Origin of the sequence: Actinoallomurus vinaceus (genome assembly GCF_039542055.1) — a bacterium.
Classification (GTDB): domain Bacteria; phylum Actinomycetota; class Actinomycetes; order Streptosporangiales; family Streptosporangiaceae; genus Actinoallomurus; species Actinoallomurus vinaceus.
In genome coordinates, this window is sequence record NZ_BAABHK010000017.1 from 22,607 (window position 1) to 38,229 (window position 15,623).

A 15,623-nucleotide genomic window follows, 5' to 3' on the forward strand; every position below is an offset into this window, starting at 1 on the left:
GAATCAGCGGTCCAGCCCGAGCACCATCTGGGGCTTGGCGATGACGTGATCCTCGCGCAGCGGCCGCACCGCCGTGCCGATGGCGAAGAACTCCATCGTGTGCCCGCCCCACTGGTGGTGGAACTGGTCGAGGTCCACGCCGACGATGCCCTCGGCGTGCAGGGCCTGCGCCTCGGCCTGCATGCGGGTCATGGCCAGCTCCCGCGCGTCGTACAGCGCCTGGGTGAACTCCGGGATCTCGACGTTCTGCCCGAGGCTGCCGAGCACCGAGCCGAGCCGCCGGTGCGCCACGTGGTACACGCAGGTGCCCATCACCATGCCCAGCGGGGCGTAGCCCGCCTGGATGAGGGTCCAGAAGTCCTGGCCGTTCAGGTCGGAGGTGAACGGCTGGTTCTTGTTGTTGCGCCAGTTCTGGGAGGTGTCGTCGGCCTTCACGGCGGTGCCGATCGCGATGAACTCGGCGATGTCGCTGCCGAAGTCGCGGAACTCCACCTGCAGCCGCACGCCCACGATGCCGTCGGCGCCGAGTTGGTCGGCCTCGGCCTCCATGCGGGTCATCGCCAGCTCCCGCGCGTGGTACATCGCGCCGGACAGCTGGTCGAGCTCCATATTTTTGCTCCACCGGCCGATCTGGATGCCGACGTGGTAGATCGAACTGCCCAGGACCAGGCCGAGCGGCCGGAACCCGGCCTCGCGGACGAGCAGGAACTCGTTCACGGACAGGTCGCTGGTGAACAGCGTCCCGGGTGCGCCGGGCCGCAGCCCGGCGAGCCGGGCCATCGCGTCGGCGGGGACACCTTGGGCGACGGGATCGGTCATCTTCTTCAGAACCTCATGATCGTCAGTGGTCGGGTCGGGCGGTGCGACGTACGGAATTCGGCGATCGCGGTGCCGATGACGGTGCTCTCGACGATGTGGTCGTGATCGTGGTCGCCGCCGAGCTTGCAGGCGCGCTCGTCGACACGCAGATCGATGCCGGAGACCACGACGCCGTCGGCGCCGGTGCGCCTGGCATCGGCGAACAGGCGGCTGCGGGCCTTGCGCCGGGTGGCCGACACGAGCTCCGTCCAGCCGCCCACCTCCTGCGTGGGGGCGAACCTGCCGGTCGACCAGTTGACCCGCCAGTCGTCGTGGCGGATGCCCATGGCGGCGCCGAGGGCCAGATCGACCGGGACCCACCCGGTCTCGATGAGCTTCACGAACTCCTGCCCGCTGACATGGGACAGGAAGACCCGGCCCGGCCGGACCGCCCCCGCCGCGCGTACGGCGGTGCCGATCGCCTGGAACTCCAGGTGGTGCGCCGCTCCCTGGAACGGCGCGATGGTGAGCCGGACGGCCACGACGCCGTCACCGCCCAGCGCCGCGCATTCGGCGGCCATCCGGTTCATGGCGGTACGCCGCGCCTGGTAGAGGGTGTCGATGTAGGCGCGGAAGCCCGAGGTCACCGTGGCCGCGAAGCCGCCGCCGAGTACGCCGCGCTGGTACCCGCAGTTGATCTGGGAGCGGGCCCACCAGCCGAGGTTGTGGACGGTGCTGCCCATCACCTGGCCGACCGGCTCGAAGCCGATCGACCGCAGGCCGGCGAACTCGTCGACGGTCAGGCTCGAGGTCCAGGTGCCGGCCTGCCGGGCCTGCCCGAGACGCGCCTGCGCCGCGGGCGGCAGTGGATCGTTCGACTCGTTCACGTGTCGTGTGACGTCCCGCAGGGGCCGCCGGGTTCCCGGCAGGTCGGCGGCGGCCGGCTCAGCGGCCGGTGAACCGCGCCTTGCCGGGGCCCTCCTCGACGAAGCTGCGCATGCCGTTCTTCTGGTCCTCGGTGGCGAACAGGCCGGCGAAGTGCAGCCGCTCGATCTCCAGGCCGGTGGCCAGGTCGGTCTCCAGGCCTGCGTCGATCGCCTGCTTGGCGGCGCGCAGCGCGACCGCCGGGCCCTCGGCGTACCGGGCGACCAGCTTGGTCGCGGCGACGTACACCTGGGCGTCCGAAACGACCCGGTCCACCAGGCCGATCGCCAGGGCCTCCCCGGCGGTGACGTGGCGCCCGGTAAAGATCAGGTCTTTGGCGCGGGCCGGGCCGATCAGCCGGGGCAGCCGCTGGGTGCCGCCGGCGCCGGGGATGACGCCGAGCTGGATCTCCGGCTGGCCGACCTTGGCCGACTCGCCTGCGACGCGGAAGTCGGCGCACAGCGCCAGCTCCAGACCGCCTCCGAGGGCGTAGCCGGTGATCGCGGCGACGACGGGCTTCCCGATCCGCGCGATCGCGTTCAGGGCGTCCTGCAGCGCCCGGGCGTGCCCGGTGGCCTGGGCGTACGGCAGCTCGGCCATCTCCTTGATGTCCGCCCCGGCCGCGAACACCCGCTCGCCGCCGTACAGGATGACGGCGCGGACGGCCGGGTCGGCGTCGACCGTCTGGGCCGCCTCGGCGAGCTCGGCCACCACCTGGGCGTTCAAGGCGTTCATCTTCGGCCGGTCCAGCCGGATCGTGGCGACGGCCCCCTCGGTCTCCACGCGTACGAACTCGCCCACGGAACCTCCCGCTCATCGACTGCGCTGCGCCGTGAGCCTAGTCCCGCACATCCGCGGCGCGCCGACCGGAGGGTGGCGCGCCGCGGCACGGGCGTCAGCAGGTCTTGAGCATGGCCGCGAGAGCGGTCTTCTCCTTGGTGTCGACGGTGAGGCCGTACTGGTACTTCACGTCCGTCCAGGCGCGCGCGTAGACGCACCGCTCACGCTTGAGCGGCGGCTGCCACTTCGCCGGGTCCTTGTCGCCCTTCTCCTGATTGACGTTGTCGGTCACCGCCCACAGCTGGGCGTGGGTCAGGTCGTTGGCGAACGCCTGGCGGCGCGCCGTCGTCCACGCCTTGGCCCCGGACCGCCACGCCTCGGCGAGCGGCACCATGTGGTCGATGTCCACGTCGGAGGCCTTGTGCCAGGTCGCGCCGTCGTACGGGGAGTACCAGGTGCCGGACGTGGGCGCGCACTTGGCGTTGGTGTGGACGTTCTTGCCGTCCCGCTTCAGCACCACTTCCCGGGTGTTGCACTCATGGCCCTGGTCGATCCAGTGCGGGAACTTCGCCCGGCTGTAGCCGGTCAGCGTCCCCTCCTTGGCGACCTTGAGCTTCGTGAGCTCCGTACGGGCCTTGGCCGCCGTCGGCGGCGTGGGCGGGGCCGCCGACGCCTCAACCGCGGTACCCACCGCGAGGGGCACCGCCAGGATCAGGGCCGCTGCGAATGTCGTTCGTCGTGCCACGTGTCTCCTCACCAAGATCGACTTCGGTGAAGATCAACAATCGCGGATCAAGAGCGATAAGTCAGCAGAAAAGGAGAAATTTGATGACAGAAAGCCGCTGAGCCGATGACGCTCCGTACGTGCGGGAAGGGCGAGAGCTGTCGGGGCCGTTTGGTACCTTCGCCTGGTCCGTAGCGCTTTCCGGGGGGCGATCATGCTCGTGGCGCACGCCGCCTGGCACGGTGGCGCGCTGTGCCTGTGGGCGGAGGACTCGGTGCTCCCGGCCACCACGCGGGTGCGCACGTCCCCCAAGCCGCACCCCTTCGCGACCTCCGACTTCGCCGGCACCTCGTACGCCGCCGTCACTCACGGCGCGCCGAGGATCGAGCCGACCCTGCTGCTCCCCGGCGCCGCCACCGGGCCGTTCCCCTCCCCCGAGCTGGCGCGCGAGCCGGCGTCCCGGCAACCGGCGCCGCATCCCTGGCGGGTTCCGGCGCTCGTGCTCGACCCGTTCGCCGCGATGACCCTGCTGCATCTGGCCGGCGACGCCGAGGACGTCGTGCGCGGCGCCGACCTGAGGTTCTTCGCGCACGTCGCCGAGGAGGCGGTGCACCTCGCCTCCCGGGGCCGCGTCCTGCCCGCGCTCGTACGGGAGGACGGCGACCCGACGGCCCGCTGGCGACCGGTCGTCACCGGGGATGACGCCGCGCGGTTCCGCGAGCTCGCCGCCGCGATGCCACCGGCCTGCCGGGCCGCCGACGAGGACCGCTCCGCGTCGGACGTCCTGATGGACGCGCTGGCCGGCCTGGTCGACGCGGCCGTGCGCGGCGTCGTGCCGCACCCGCTCCTCCCCGAGCGCACCGGCCGGGTGCCCGACCGGCTGCCCCTGACCGAGCGCTGGGCGGCGGCGCTCACCGGCCCCGACCCCACGGTGCCCCGCGAGCCGGGCGACGACCCCGACGCGCTCGCCGCCGAGCTCGACGCCTGGGCCGCCGCGGCCCGCCGCTCGACCGGCCCGCTGCGCGTCTGCTTCCGTCTCGTCGAGCCCCCGGCCCCCGACGGGGAGACCGCCACGCAGGGGCCGTGGACCGTCGAGTTCGCCGTGCAGGGCACCGACGACCCCAGCCTGTACGTCCCGGCCGCCGCCCTCTGGACCGGCGAGGTCACCTCCGTGCCGAACGCCGAGGAGACCCTCCTCACCGGCCTGGGCCGGGCGCTGCGGCTCTACCCCGACGTCGCCCAGGCCCTGCGGGTCGCGACGCCGACCAGCGTGACGACGGACGCCGAGGGCGCGTTCCGGTTCCTGCGGGAGGCCGCGCCGCTGCTGTCCGCCGCCGGATTCGGCGTCCAGCTGCCACAGTGGGCGGGCCGGGCCCGGCTCGGCATGAAGCTCACCACCCGCACCAAGACGGCGACCGAGGCCGGCGCCGCCACCTCGTCCGGCTTCGGCCTCGACAGCCTGGTCGACTTCCGGTGGGACCTGGCCATCGAGGGCGAGGACGTCACCGAGGAGGAGCTGGCCGAGCTCGCGCGGCTCAAGGCGCCGCTGGTGCGCCTGCGCGGCAAATGGGTGGAGCTGGACGAGCGGCAGCTCGCGTCCGCCCTCGACTTCCTCAAGCAGCGGCGCACCGGCGAGATGACCGCGTCTCAGGCCGTCCGCGCCGCGATCCACGCGGGCGACGACGCGCTGCCGCTGCTCCAGCTCGACGCCGACGGCCCGCTCGGCGACCTGCTGTCCGGCGAGGCCGACCGCCGCCTCGAGCCGATGAGCACGCCCGACGACTTCGAGGGCACCCTCCGCCCGTACCAGGAGCGCGGCCTGGCCTGGCTGTCCTTCCTCGACGGCCTGGGCCTCGGCGCGATCCTCGCGGACGACATGGGACTCGGGAAAACCGCCCAAACCCTTGCACTGCTCGTGAATCGGACGAAGTCGGGGCCGACGCTGCTGATCGGGCCGATGTCGCTGGTCGGCAACTGGCAGCGGGAGGCGGCGCGGTTCACCCCGAAGCTGCGGGTGTACGTCCACCACGGCGGTGGACGGCACCGCGGCGAGGACCTCGCGAAGGCGGCGGCCGAGGCCGACCTCGTACTGACGACGTACGGCACCGCCGCCCGCGACCACGAGGCGCTGGCCACGATCGACTGGGACCGTGTGATCTGCGACGAGGCCCAGGCGCTGAAGAACAGCGGCACCCGGCAGGCGCGGGCGGTCCGGAGCATCCCGGCCCGGAGCCGGATCGCGCTCACCGGCACGCCGGTGGAGAACCACCTGACCGAGCTGTGGTCGATCATGGAGTTCGGCAACCCCGGCATGCTGGGTCCCCGCCAGGCGTTCCGCGAACGGTTCGCCGTGCCCATCGAGGCGCACGGCGACGAGGAGGCGGCCGCCGCGCTGCACCGGGTCACCGGCCCGTTCATCCTGCGCCGCCTCAAGACCGACAAGTCGATCATCACGGACCTGCCGGAGAAGCAGGAGATCAAGGTCTGGTGCAACCTCACGCCCGAGCAGGCGTCGCTGTACCAGGCCACCGTCGACGACATGCTCGAGCAGATCGCGAGCAGCGAGGGCATGGAACGGCGCGGCCTCGTCCTGGCGACCATGGCCAAGCTCAAGCAGGTCTGCAACCACCCCGCCCACCTGCTCAAGGACGGCTCCCGGCTGCCGGGCCGCTCCGGCAAGCTGGAGCGCCTGGAGGAGATCTGCGCCGAGGTCGTCGAGCAGGGCGAGAAGGCGCTCGTCTTCACCCAGTACGCCGAGTTCGGCGCCATGCTGCGGCCGCACCTGGAGACCAAGCTCGACCGCCCGGTGCTCTGGCTGCACGGCGGCGTCCCCAAGAAGCAGCGCGACGAGCTGATCCGCCACTTCCAGGAGGACCCCGACCCGGCGGTCTTCCTGCTGTCGCTCAAGGCGGCCGGCACGGGCCTCACGCTCACCGCCGCCAACCACGTCGTCCACGTCGACCGCTGGTGGAACCCCGCCGTCGAGGACCAGGCGACCGACCGCGCGTTCCGCATCGGCCAGACCAAGAACGTCCAGGTCCGCAAGTTCATCTGCGTCGGCACCATCGAGGAGCGCGTCGACGAGATGATCGAGCGCAAGAAGGCCCTCGCCGAGCGCATCGTCGGCACCGGAGAGGGCTGGCTCACCGAGCTGTCCGTCGCCGACCTGCGCGAGATCATGCGACTCGACCCCGAGGCGGTGAGCGACTGATGCCGATCTACGGAAAGGCCCGCCCGGTCGAGGGCGGCCTCAAGGCGAAGTCCGGCGGGCGCGGCTCCATCGGCGAGCAGTGGTGGTCACGCCGCTTCATCGACGTACTCGAATCCTTCGCCGACCGCGGCCGCCTGACGCGCGGCCGCACGTACGCCCGCAAGGGCCAGGTGATCGAGCTGCGGGTCGGGGCGTACGAGGTGACCGCCCTCGTCCAGGGCTCCGACCCCGAGCCGTACGAGGTGACGATCGGCATCGACCCGATCCAGGCCACGGTCTGGGAGTCGATCGAGGAGGCCCTCGCCTCCCAGGCGGTCTTCCGCGCCCGCCTGCTGGCCGGGGAGATGCCGCCGGAGATCGAGGACGTCTTCGCCATCTTCGGCGTCTCGCTCTTCCCGAGGTCGTCGACGGACATGCACCTGATGTGCAGCTGCCCCGACTGGGGCGACCCGTGCAAGCACACCGCCGCGGTGCTCTACCTCCTCGCGGAGGCGTTCGACGACGACCCGTTCCTGATCCTCGCCTGGCACGGCCGCACCAAGGACGACCTCCTGGCCGGACTGCGCCGCCTGGAGCCGGCCGAGGTCGACCCCCTCGAGATCGAGGAGACGCCGCTGGCCGAGCGCATGGACGACTTCTGGGCCCCCGCCGCCGTCCACGACCGCCCGCCCGCTCCCCCGATCCCACCCGCCCTGCTGCTCCGCCTCCTCGACCCGCCCAAGGTCAAGATCCGCCGCAAGGACCTCACCGACGTCCTCAAACCCGCCTACGAGGCCCTCCCCGACCTCGACCAGCCCGAATGACGGACCAGCCCCGTTCTCGGCTTATCCGGCCGAAGCGGACGACGATGGAGGGCCGGCGAATTCCATGGCGTCTACTGAGCCGAGAATTTTCGCGGCTCAGTAGACGCCGCAGAACGATTTACCTTGCCGCCGAGTGCCACTCATGCTTTGGGCGGCGGGATCCGCGCGTTCGCTGGGACGGTCATTCAAGGGTCGCGAGTACGGTGCGATGCTCCGGGCTCGTGGCGCGGCCGGTGAAACCGACCGCCCATAGCCTCCCGGTGTGGGCGTCCCGGGTAAGGGCTTCCATGCGGAGCATCGGGTCGTCGGACCGATTCGAAGGAGGCCCGGCACGCTTCCACTCACGACCGTAGAACGTGCCACCGACTCCGGCTATGGGGGAGGAGTCGCTCACACCCGGCGTGGTGTCCCATTCGCCGACCGCCCACATGTCGTCCGCCGTCTGACCGGCCATGCCGGAGACGACGACGTGAGGATCACCCATCAGGCCGCCCGGCTCCCGCCATTCCCGGCCGTCGTAGTGCATCATCTGGAGCGGTTCGTACATCCAGACGTCGTCACCGGAGATCGCGAGTCCGGCGTCAACATTGAAGCCGAATCCGTCGTGGTCGGGAAGACTCCTCGCAGTGGTCCAGCGACCGGAATCGGAGCGGTAGACCACAGCCCGGTTGCCGTTCTGTCCCGGCAACCACAGTTCTCCGGAAGGCGTCGCGAACAGGGAGCTGAACCGGCTGTCGCGTTCGGCGGCGGGTGTTCTCACCCTGCGCAGCCGCTCGCCGTCGAAGCGCAGAAGAACCGCAGTGTTCTCGATACGATCCCGCAGAACTTTAGAGTCGGTACCGGCCACCCACACGCCACCGGCTCCCACCGAGACGATCGCGGGTTCGTCGTGCGCCGCGGAGAGCACTGGCACCGGATCGGCGGCCACGATGCGCCAGTGCCCCTCCGCCGGCCGCGGGGGCATGGCCGGCGCCGCGGAGTCCGACGGGCCGCTCGGGCAGGCCGGCAGCCCGCCCGTCACCGAATCCGAGCAGATCGTCAGCGCGATGACGAGAAATGCCATCCACGCCATGACGCGGGTCGGCCTGTTGGGCACACCTGCTCCAGCGGTCGCTTCGCCCTGCGATGATCATCTTGCCTTATGGTGTCGGCTTCGGCGGGCAGAACTCCGTCTGGAGTACGTCGGTGAAGATGCCGATCGGGTCGCCCCAAGGGCCGTGGGCCCAGTCGCCGTTGACGTTGACGACGGCCGTGTGTTCGCCGTCGCGGGTGCGGTAGGCGTACGACCATGAGCCGAAGATGGCACCGCCCATGCCCCACACCGTGGGGCCGCACGGCAGCGTCACCGAGGAGATGCCCAACCCGTAGGCCGTGTCGGGGATCCAGTTCTTGGTCGGGACCGTGGTGAGCATCTCCTCGAGCCGGGCGGGCGGGAGGAGCCGGCCGCCCAGGAGTGCGCCGAAGAACCGGTGGAGGTCCCCGGTCGTGGAGATCATGCCGCCGGCCGCCCAGAACATGGACGAATCCAGTTCGGTCGCGTCGTGGATCTCGGCGTCGGGGGCGGGGTTCATCAGCTTCGTGTAGTGCCGTGGGTGCGGTCCCTGGATCGTCGGGTCGGCGCCGCTCGGCAGGTACGTCCCGGCCAGGCCGAGCGGCCGGGTGATCCGCTGGGCGATCTGGTCGGCCAGCGCCTGGCCGGTCACCCGCTCGACGAGCATTCCGGCGAGGATGTAGTTGGTGTTGCTGTAAGCCCAGTCCGTGCCCGGCTCGAAGGCCGGAGGATGGGCCATGGCCACGTCTACGAGCAGATCCGGGGTGTGGCTCTCGTAGCGGTTCACCGTTTCCGGGTCCTCGGTGTAGCTGAAGATCCCGCTGGTGTGGTCGAGCAGCCGCCGAATACTGATCTTCCCGCCCTCGTGACCGTGGCCGTGGACCCTTCCGGGCAGCCATTCGTCCACGGTGTCGTCCAGACTCAGGCTTCGCTCGGCGGCGAGTTGCAGGATCACCGTGGCCACGAAGGTCTTCGTCGTGCTCCCGATGCGGAACCTCTCTTGCGGCGTGCGTTCGCGCCCGGTCTCGGTATCGGCCGCTCCCGCCGAACCGAACCACCGCCCATGGCCGTCTCGGACCTCCAGGACGATGCCGGGAACACTGCCTTCCGTGACCGCCCGGTCGAGCAGCCGCTGAAGAGTGGCACGGTCGGACTGGGTCATGTCGACTCCTCACGATGCCTTTGAGAGGTCAGGAAAGTACGTAGCTTTTCACCGATCGTCAATCGCGCATACACGTTGAATACGCCGTTGAGCTGCGGATTTAGTGGAGAAAATTGCAATGGCCTGTCGACGATTGCAAACCCTGGAACGCCCGCCGTTGCAACGGAATGATTGCGAATGCATACTGCACGGATGCCGGGAAGCAGGCTGACCGAGCAGGACCGCCGGCGCATCGCGGCCTGGCTGACGGAGGGGCTCGGATGCGCGGAGATCGCCAGGCGGCTCGGCAGGCCGACCTCGACCATCAGCCGGGAGGTGGCGCGCAACAGCGGACCCGGCGGCTACCGGGCGGACCACGCCCAGCAGTCCACCGAGCGGCGTTCCCGCCGGCGCCCACCGGGCTCGCCGCCGCGGGCCCCGGCCGCCAGGAACACCCACGGGCGCAACGCTGAGGCGGTCCGCTCTTACGCGGAGGGCTTCGCGGCGCTGATGGTCGAGATCGGGCTTCCCCGAATGGCAGGGCGGGTGCTGGCGCAGCTCATCACGACCGACTCCGGCGCCCTGACCTCAGCCGATCTGGTCCGGCAGCTTCAGGTCAGCCCGGCGTCCGTGTCCAAGGCGATCGCCTATCTCGAGGGCCTGGATGTCGTCCGTCGCGAACGCGACCCCCGGCGACGCCGCGAGTGGTACGTCATCGGTGACGATGTCTGGCGCCGGGCATGGACGGCGAGCGCCCGCAAGAACATCATGTGGGCCGATACCGCTCGGCGGGGAGTCCGGATCTTCGGCGCCACGACACCTGCCGGAGCCCGGCTGGACGAGATGGCCCGGTTCTTCGCACGGCTCAGCGTGAACATGACCGGTGGCCCCGGCCAAGCCGCGATCAGCGACGTGCTGACCGTGCTCGCCGCGCTCCTGCATGCGGGCGAGCCCCTGACAGTGGAGCAACTCGCCGTCGCTTTGGGATGGCATCCGGACCGCGTCACCGGCTCCCTGCGCGACGCCGAGAGATATCCGGACATCGGCGGCCCGGTCATGTTGCAGACCCTCGAATCCGGCGCCTATACCGTCACTGCCCGACGCCACCGGCTCACCGCCGCGCAGCGCGAGGCCCTCAACAGACACCGGCAGCGTCGATCTCCGTAGCCCGTCCGTGGCCGGCGAAGCCGTCCTGCTGCTCCGCCTCCTCGACCCGCCCAAGGTCAAAATGGGATCGACCGCAACGGCGGCCAGGAATAGGTTTCCTCATCACGGCGATCACCGAGATCCCGCCGACGGAGAAAGTTGACAGCGCATGACGTCGGTCGACGAGACGATCTTCGCCGCCATACGCCGCGCCGATGCGGACCGGCTTTCAGCCGGCCTTGATCCGTTGAGGTGTCCGCCGGCCGCCCTGCGGCTTCTCATCGGGCATGAGGATCCGCGGCTGCGTGGGTTGGGCCTCGTGTGCCTCGCCGACCGCCTTGCTGAAGGTCGCGATGAAGACCGTTCCGAGGAGGCCGCATTCGCGGCGTCGTTGCCGAGCTCGCTGGATGGTCCGCCGGAGGCGACGTTGGCCCTGGCGCGCCTTTATCGCCGGCTACGGGCCCACGTCCGTCCCCGGCCCTGGCCGCAGTGGCGAGAGGCGGATCTGCCGGCCCGGGTCCGGATCGCCTGGCTGAGCGCTGAAATCGCCGACCGGCCGGAAACCCTGCGAGACGAGCCCACCGGCGAATTGCTCTACCAGGCCGTCCGCGGTCTCGGCGCGGCCGACGTGGACGATCCCGGCGACCTCGCCCGGGAGCTGGCGGACCGGCCCGACCCTGTGCTGCGGGCCGAGGCTCTGCGCATTGCCCGCGAAGCCGTACACGCCGGCCTGCTGGCACCCGCACAAGCCCGGACACTCCTGGTGGGGCTCACCGGATCGATCGCCGGGGAATCCGGCACGGACGCTGTCGCGGCCGACCTCGCCGTAGCCGCGCTGCGTGAGTTGTCAGAGCCCTGGGCCGCTCTGGACCCGTTGCCGCAAGAGCACCTGTACCGGCTCCTTGAGACCGCCGTCTCCGCGGTGGCCGACGCCGCGATCGAAGCCGCGGCCCACCACGGGCATCAGGCTGTACTCCGGGACGTGGCCGCCGACCGGAATCGGCCCCCGGCGCTCCGACGGCGCGCGCTGGAGCTGCTCGGAGACCTGGCGAGCCGCGACGACGTCCGCGATCTCGTGGGGATCGCCGCGACCGACCCGCTCTTGCTCGCCGGGCCGGTCGTCCAGTGCCTACGTGGGCTGCACCGGCGTGGTCACTTCCCGGCGCGCGACGACGTACCGGCGATCGTGCGCCTGGCCATCGCCGACCACTCGGTGCCGGCGGGCGAGGTCGCCGTCATCTTGTTCACGTGCCGGCGTGAGACGCTCGGGGAACTGACGACGGCGGCCGCGGACGATCGGCACTGGCCGCGGCGGATGGAGCTCTTGGTCGCCTTGGCCGCGCAGGGCACCGGGGCCCTGCCCGTGGGTGAGAAGATCACTGACCTGCTGCGCACCGCGCCGGATCCGCGGCCGTTCCTGCGGGCGATCCGTGAGCTGCGCCACGTGACCGCCGAGGAGGTCGTCATCGCCGCGCTGCCGCGGTCGCCCGCGGCGGCGTTGGAGGCTCTCGAAGCCGTGGGCGGAGCCCGCACGGTCACGGTGCTGCGTGACGGGCTCGGCCTGAGCGGACAAGACGCGGTCGGCCTCGTGGTGCCTTACCTGCGGGCGGTTCGGCACCGGGCCTTGGAAGTGTTGTGGCATCTCACCGAGGATCCCGACCAGCGGCAGTCGATCCTGGTCCGGCTCGACCCGAAGGATCTGCCGCGTCGGGTCGCCGCCGATCTCGGTGGCCCGGACGAACGGGAACTGGCGTTGCTCCGCGCGGGCCTGGACCCCGATGAGCCCGTGGCCGCCCTGTGCAGGCTGGCGCGCAATGGCAGCTCCAGTACGGTGCCCGTCATCGCCGACCTTCTGCTGCGGGTCGTATCCGACCTCGCGGCGTCCTGGACGCCGGACGCGGCTGACGGCCGCGGCGAACCGGCGGTGCCGCAGGAAGTGGTCGCCGCCATCGGTCACCTCGGCGCTCGTCTCCACGACAGGGCGAAGATCCGGCCGAGCTGTCTTCTGGACGCCGCGGACGCCCGGGAGGCAGGCGACACGCTCGTCGCGAGCGTCGCGCTCGATCTGCTGGATCGGCCCGCGCTCACGGCCGCTGAGCAAATGGTCCTGCTCGGCCTGCTCCTGCAGACCTCCCATCGCGGAATCCGGTCACGGGTACATCCGCTTCTGCGCCACGGTGACCGTCACGTTCGCAAACATGTCATCGCGCTGCTCGCCCGCGATGCCGACGGGGAGGACGCGCAGGCGCTGTCGGCAAGCCTGGTCCCCCTGACCACCGCCTCCGACGTGCAGACCGTACGCCAAGCGCTGCTCGCGCTCGGGCACGCACGCGCGTGCTGGGCGGCGGCGGCGATCGCGAACCGCCTCGACCATCCGAACATGAACGTCAAGAAGACCGCCGCCAACGCGCTGATCCGCGCCGGCGCCCCGGTGGCGGTGCCGAAGCTGCTGCTGTGGCTCGGCAGGCACGACAACCCGGGTCTGCGTGAGGCGCTCATCACGGCGTTGCGAACGATCCTCGGCGACGCCTACGCCGCCACCGTCGTCGCCGCGGCCGATCGTGCCGGCGATGACCGTACCCGCGTCCTGCTGCTGAGCGGACTCGACGGCTCACTGTCCGCGCGTGCCGTCGGCGCGTTGGCCGACCAGGGGTCACCGGCCGGGGCCGCCCTGCTCTTGCTCGTCGCCACAGGACGACTCGTCCTCGGCTCGGGTACGGCCGCGGAGCTGGCCGGCCGCATGACGGCTCACGGCATCACCCCGCCGACCGGTCAGGAACCGCCGGCCGCCCCACCGGATGCCGACCTCGACGTTCTGGTGCGCGACGGCTGGGACACCGAGATCGCACGGCGTCTTACGGACCGGAACGACCGGGATTCTGACGAGCTGCCCGCCGACCGGCTCAGCCGGCTTCGGCCGATGCTGGCACGCTGGCTGGAGCTGGCCGCGGATGAACCGGAACGTCGCGGGCCGGCCCTGCGCCTCACGCTGCAGCTGTGCCCCGCACCGTGGACCGCCGAAGAGACGCGGACCTTCGCCCGGTCCGTACGGGTCCTGGTCGCCGGGCTGGCCGATATCGGCGATGCAGACCGTGACCGCCTCCTCGCACTGCTTGAGGACACCATCCCGTCGTTGCCCGCCGCCGCGGCGTTCGACATCGCAGCGCGGATCCGCACGCTGCCGGCGGAGACCACGGGTGGCCGGTACCTGCTGGTGTTGCTGCGCCGGTGTGGCGCGGTGCTGACCCGCACCGACCTCAGGCGGGCGCTGGCCGCCGCCCGCGCCGGCGCGAACCCGTGGCCGGCCGAGAAGGAGGTGTTGCGGGAGGCGTTCGGGCCGACCGGACCCGCCGCCGCACCGGACGGCGGCGCTGCGGCACCCGACCGCCCCGCCGTACACGGCAGCCCTCAGGCGTCCGACCGCCCCGCCGTACGGCGATGGCGGGAGGCCCTCGCCTCGGCCGCCCGCACGCCCGCCGCCCTCCGGCTGTTCCGCGACGCGGACCGGCCCGTCGACGCCCAGGACCCTGACGAGACCGCCCACCGGGACCTCGCCCGTACCGGTCACGACGGACGACCGGTGGATTCACGGGACCGGCTCGACACGCTGATCGACGTCTTCCCCACCGCCGACACCGACGCGCGCGACACCCTCCTGGACTGGATGATCGAGCTGCAGCCGCTCGACGCGCCATCCTGGACCATCGCCGAGGACGCCCGCCGGCCCGTGGCAACGGCCCGCGCGCCTCGTCCCGGTGATCGGGAGCAGCCCCGCTCAGCGGTCCTGAATGAGCGCCTGCTGGAGATGCTGGACGATCCCGTGCGGGGTCAACGCGACCTCGCGGCCGACGCCTTGCTGAGCTGGCCCGAACCCCATATCCGGCTCACGGTGCTGCGGGCCTTCCTCGATGGCCGGGTCGATCTCATCGTCACCGCGGATCTCGCGCATGCCCTGACCTTGATGAGCGAGTCCGAGCTGCGCGAGGCCGGTGAGCACGACGCCGCCGGTGAGATGGTCTGGGAACGGATCGGCCGCGTCGCCGCCCATCTGGACCCGCAGGACGTCGAACCGCTCATCCCCCTTCTGCTTTCGTGGTGGGAACGCGGCGGGCCCGCCCTTCACGCGTCGGCCGAGCGGGCGTTGCGCAACGCGGCCCCGGACGTCCTGGCCGCGGCCCTGTCCGGACGCCTCGAGGCCGGAGCCTGGGGTCTGGTCGATCTCATCTCCGGTGTCGCGCTGCTGCGCACCCCGGCGCTGGCACGGACGCGCCGGCGGCTACGCGAGGAGGGACGCGACGACCTCGCCGACAAGATCCTGCTGGTGGAAGGGCCGATACGCCACCCCGACGCGGACCGGCAGGACTCCGCCGCCCTCTCGGCACTCCGCGGCCGAACCCGTGGCCCGGAGGCGGCCGCCCGGGAGCAACGGCCGCCCCGCGACGAGTTGCTCCGCCTGGCCCGAACCGGCGGCCCCGAGCAGGTCCGCCGGGCGCTGACCCTGCTCGCCGAGCGTCACGACGACGACCCCGCCCGCACACCCCGAAAGGACGCGGACCGGCCGGAGGGCCGCGATACCGAGCTCGAGGAACTACTCGCCGAGTCGCTCGGCCACCCCGACGCGAGGGTCCGTCTGCACGCCCACCGGATCTCCCGCAAGGTTCTGAACCGCGGGGACTACCTGGAGCAGACGTCGCTGCTGCTGGCCGACCGGCAACCCGACATCGTGCGCTCGGCGGTCAAGACCCTGTGCCACGCGGCGTGGAAGCCGGCCGTCCCGGCACTGGTCGGCCTGCTCACGCACTCCCATCCGGCGGTCCGAAGGGCCACCACCGACGGGCTCACGCTGCTCGGCGCGCCGGCGATCCCCGCTCTCAGGCACGCCGCCGGGCGGGCGCGCCCGGACAAACGGCAGGTCTACCTCACCGTGCTCGAGAAGATCACATCCACGGTCACCGCCGACCCGGAGTCCACCGGCCGACCGAGGTGACCGACCCCCTGGGCCGGTCGCCCGGGGTCTCGGCCCGGCTCTGCCCGGGTAGGGCTGA

The 15,623-nt window shown here is 71.5% G+C and carries 10 protein-coding genes; 4 read left to right on the plus strand and 6 right to left on the minus strand.

The genetic code is table 11. The features are described 5' to 3' along the window. Nucleotides 1-3 precede the first annotated feature (3 nt). The 4 genes from ABEA24_RS41920 to ABEA24_RS41935 form a co-directional block, all read right to left on the minus strand. On the minus strand, nucleotides 4-819 hold the full coding sequence (locus tag ABEA24_RS41920) for a heavy metal-binding domain-containing protein (RefSeq protein ID WP_345439169.1): 816 nt from the start codon (nucleotides 817-819) through the stop codon (nucleotides 4-6). 5 nt (nucleotides 820-824) lie between these two features. Continuing rightward, nucleotides 825-1,685, minus strand: a complete 861-nt coding sequence (locus ABEA24_RS41925) for a heavy metal-binding domain-containing protein (protein WP_345439171.1) — start codon at nucleotides 1,683-1,685, stop codon at nucleotides 825-827. Nucleotides 1,686-1,743: 58 nt separating this feature from the next. Continuing rightward, on the minus strand, nucleotides 1,744-2,523 hold the full coding sequence (locus ABEA24_RS41930) for an enoyl-CoA hydratase/isomerase family protein (protein WP_345439173.1): 780 nt from the start codon (nucleotides 2,521-2,523) through the stop codon (nucleotides 1,744-1,746). 94 nt (nucleotides 2,524-2,617) lie between these two features. Then, entirely contained in the window at nucleotides 2,618-3,247 is a 630-nt protein-coding gene (locus tag ABEA24_RS41935) for an HNH endonuclease family protein (RefSeq protein ID WP_345439175.1), read from the minus strand. Between the two features lie 193 nt (nucleotides 3,248-3,440). On the opposite strand from ABEA24_RS41935, the gene ABEA24_RS41940 reads away from it, so the two are divergent. Both ABEA24_RS41940 and ABEA24_RS41945 read left to right on the plus strand, forming a co-directional pair. Continuing rightward, a complete protein-coding gene (locus ABEA24_RS41940; RefSeq protein WP_345439177.1) occupies nucleotides 3,441-6,437 on the plus strand; it encodes a DEAD/DEAH box helicase in 2,997 nt (998 codons plus the stop codon). Beyond that, a complete protein-coding gene (locus ABEA24_RS41945; RefSeq protein WP_345439179.1) occupies nucleotides 6,437-7,240 on the plus strand; it encodes an SWIM zinc finger family protein in 804 nt (267 codons plus the stop codon). Before ABEA24_RS41940 ends, ABEA24_RS41945 begins: the two co-directional genes overlap by 1 nt. A 181-nt stretch (nucleotides 7,241-7,421) precedes the next feature. Here the strand turns inward: ABEA24_RS41945 and ABEA24_RS41950 are convergent, their stop codons facing one another. Beyond that, the gene (locus ABEA24_RS41950) at nucleotides 7,422-8,336 is read right to left on the minus strand and encodes a hypothetical protein (protein ID WP_345439181.1); all 915 of its coding nucleotides are present in this window, start codon (nucleotides 8,334-8,336) and stop codon (nucleotides 7,422-7,424) included. A gap of 43 nt (nucleotides 8,337-8,379) precedes the next feature. Further along, nucleotides 8,380-9,453 carry a serine hydrolase domain-containing protein gene (locus ABEA24_RS41955; protein ID WP_345439183.1) on the minus strand — a complete coding sequence of 358 codons (1,074 nt, stop codon included), beginning with the start codon at nucleotides 9,451-9,453 and terminating at the stop codon, nucleotides 8,380-8,382. A gap of 192 nt (nucleotides 9,454-9,645) precedes the next feature. On the opposite strand from ABEA24_RS41955, the gene ABEA24_RS41960 reads away from it, so the two are divergent. Next, a complete protein-coding gene (locus ABEA24_RS41960; RefSeq protein ID WP_345439185.1) occupies nucleotides 9,646-10,599 on the plus strand; it encodes a GbsR/MarR family transcriptional regulator in 954 nt (317 codons plus the stop codon). 406 nt (nucleotides 10,600-11,005) lie between these two features. Next, on the plus strand, nucleotides 11,006-15,565 hold the full coding sequence (locus ABEA24_RS41965) for a HEAT repeat domain-containing protein (RefSeq protein ID WP_345439187.1): 4,560 nt from the start codon (nucleotides 11,006-11,008) through the stop codon (nucleotides 15,563-15,565). Nucleotides 15,566-15,623: the final 58 nt, after the last annotated feature.